At 34.3% G+C, this 2,589-nt stretch carries 3 protein-coding genes; 1 reads left to right on the top strand and 2 read right to left on the bottom strand.

Annotation, left to right across the window (positions count from 1 at the left end):
• Nucleotides 1–273, bottom strand: a 273-nt coding sequence (locus E1171_RS03065) for a hypothetical protein (RefSeq protein ID WP_187696221.1), incomplete at its 3' end; no start/stop codon positions are given.
• Between the two features lie 459 nt (nt 274–732).
• Entirely contained in the window at nt 733–1,173 is a 441-nt protein-coding gene (locus E1171_RS03060) for a hypothetical protein (RefSeq protein ID WP_155203962.1), read from the bottom strand.
• A 636-nt stretch (nt 1,174–1,809) separates the two neighbouring features.
• Between E1171_RS03060 and E1171_RS03055 the strand changes: the two genes are divergently transcribed.
• A complete protein-coding gene (locus tag E1171_RS03055; RefSeq protein WP_155203960.1) occupies nt 1,810–2,385 on the top strand; it encodes a GNAT family N-acetyltransferase in 576 nt (191 codons plus the stop codon).
• The last annotated feature ends 204 nt before the right edge of the window (nt 2,386–2,589 follow it).

The raw sequence follows: 2,589 nt of genomic DNA, 5'->3' as shown, positions 1-2,589 counted from the left end.
ATCTGAACCGTCATCTGAGCCATCATCTGAGCCGTCATCTGAGCCGTCATCTGAGCCATCATCTGAGTCTTCATCTGATCCATCATCTGAACCGTCATCTGAATCGTCATCTGAGCCATCGTTTGTGCCGTCATCTGAATCGTCAGTTTCGTTCCCGGTCTCATCCTCCTGATCCACTTCTTCAGTGTTTTCTTCTGGAGGAACCACCTTTTCCTCGCAGGAACTTAAACATATGAAAGCAAATAGTGCAAAAACCAGAAATATACGATTCATAAGAAAAAAAATAACAGTTAAAAACAATAAAAAGTATAGGTAATAGAAGCTAGACACATTTAGTGCCAAAAAAAGCCGAAGTACCAGATTTGGGGAAATTCTTCTATAATTTGTTTAGAATAATAAAAAGGATGCGGTCCTGCAGCTACTTAGATGGTTGTAGGGTTTTTTTATTGATTTTTTTATGGGGATTACTATAAGTTAATGTGGGGGGCAAAAGGAATAATACCCATGGTCTTCCTTATGTTTTTCTATTAATCTATAACTTTGGAATTTGTTTAGGACATACTGAGGCGTCTATTATTGCTAAAAGTTTTATTTCGGACAAGAAGGTTTTAGTGAATCTGGGAATGAACCAAGAAACTACAAAGTTTAATTCTCCCACAGTGAGGAGTAGTGAAAGTAAAATAGGGCCACTATTTTAGTGGCCCTAAGGTTAAGAAAGATTTAATCAATAAATTAAGGCCTGTCCCCAATTGTTGTGCTATTTCTGACAGTATAAGAAGTAGTAAATTCTTGATTGTCTGAAGAGCTTACTGTTAATATAGCTATTAAACTTCTTCCATTGCGATCACTCATTATTACCGATAAATCTTCATCACTGCTGGTTCCCACAGCCTCAAAAGAGCTGCCTGGTGTAAAACCGTATCCATATTCCCATTGATAGGAATAAGGAGATTCTCCTCCTGTTACAAAAGATGAAAAATCTACTTGAGTTCCGTTCCTTGCTTCCCTTGTACTTGAAATTATTCTAGCCCGTAAATCTTCTATTGTACTTTCAGAAGTAGTATTTAATGCCATAGGTTTTTGGGGAATAATTTCTTCCTGACTACAAGCGTAAAAAAAGAAGGCGCTTAGAAGCAGTCCCAAATAAGATGATTTTGAAAAATAATTTTTCATTTTAAATAAATAATAGTTGAAAATATTTTAATTGTATACTGGAAATTCAGTAATATTTTTGATTTTATTGTATACTATTTTTGCAACTATTTATACTATTTTTTTGCTAGATAATTAATTTGATTTTTTCCCTTTATATTATCCTTTTTATAATAAAATAATGACAATTTTTTTCAATAGATGATAAATGAAATAAATAGAATTAAAAATATTAACCAGATTGCTGAGTAAATACTTGAGTTTACTTTGGAGAACGCAAAGGTGATTTTGAAAAATCCATGGCAAACTCTTGAAAATCTTTGAGATTGTATCCAGTGTGATTTTCTGGGAGGAAGGAATAGAACAATAATTCGAAGATTTGGACGGAACCACTAGCTGAACAAGAAAGAGAACACCTATCCATGCTGAGGTGAATAATTATTTGATTCTATAGTACATGATTATGAAGGTGAAAAACAATGGTATAAATAAGAGAAATTCATTCTTTATTTTTCATTGAAATGAAATTTAATTAAGCATGGGAAATAATAAGTCAGACACTTGCCCTCCTGAGAGGGGGGAAGTTTTTAGAATTGTGTATTTTTACCCCACTTTCCACTCCCAACAGGAAGAAAAAAATAAAATTGCACAAGGAGAATGATAAAAGCAGAAATCAAAGATAAGCCAAGAGTGGTGGAAATATTATCCAATTCTTTTAAGGCTAACAAGAGTGTCAACTATGTAGTTAAGCAGGATAGTAAAGTAGATAGGCGTATTAATAGATTAATGGAATATTCATTTGACATGTGTAATGCATTTGGTGAAATATGGATGGATAATGAAAAAAATGGATGTGCGCTGATACTCTGGTCGGATCAAAAAAGAATGGTGCCATTATGGGATGCAAAACTGGCATTTGGTTCCATAGGTATTACAAGGGCGTTTAAGGTTTTGAAACGGGAAGCGTTTATTAAGCAAAACCATCCCAATGAGCCATTTTGTTATCTTTGGTTTATTGGTGTCGATCCTAAAATTCAAAGGAAGGGTATAGGAGGCAAGTTGATAAAAGAGGTGCTTAAGGTTTGTGATAAAAAGAACTTATCAATTTACCTGGAAACATCAACACTTACCAATATTCCATGGTACCAAAAAAATGGTTTTGAAATATTTGAGAAAATAGATCTCGGATACGAGTTGTTTTTATTGAAAAGGGATAAGGGAATTGACCAGTAGATTTACTTTTACTTTTTCGAGTGGCGTATTTAGGCAAAGAAATGGATAAAATAAACGGCCTATGTTCCGAAATAAGCCGATCTTGAAGTTTACCTTCTTCCTAATCGCAATAAGGAGGCCCTTGCATAGTACAATATCGGGTTCCGTTTGGACACGCCTCACAATGTGTGTCGTGGCTAATGTACCCACCTTTGATTGTTTTTT

It is taken from the genome of Xanthovirga aplysinae, from assembly GCF_009711365.1.
Classification (GTDB): domain Bacteria; phylum Bacteroidota; class Bacteroidia; order Cytophagales; family Cyclobacteriaceae; genus Xanthovirga; species Xanthovirga aplysinae.
Note: the sequence above shows the minus strand (reverse complement) of the source record. Positions and strands in the feature narration are given on the sequence as shown.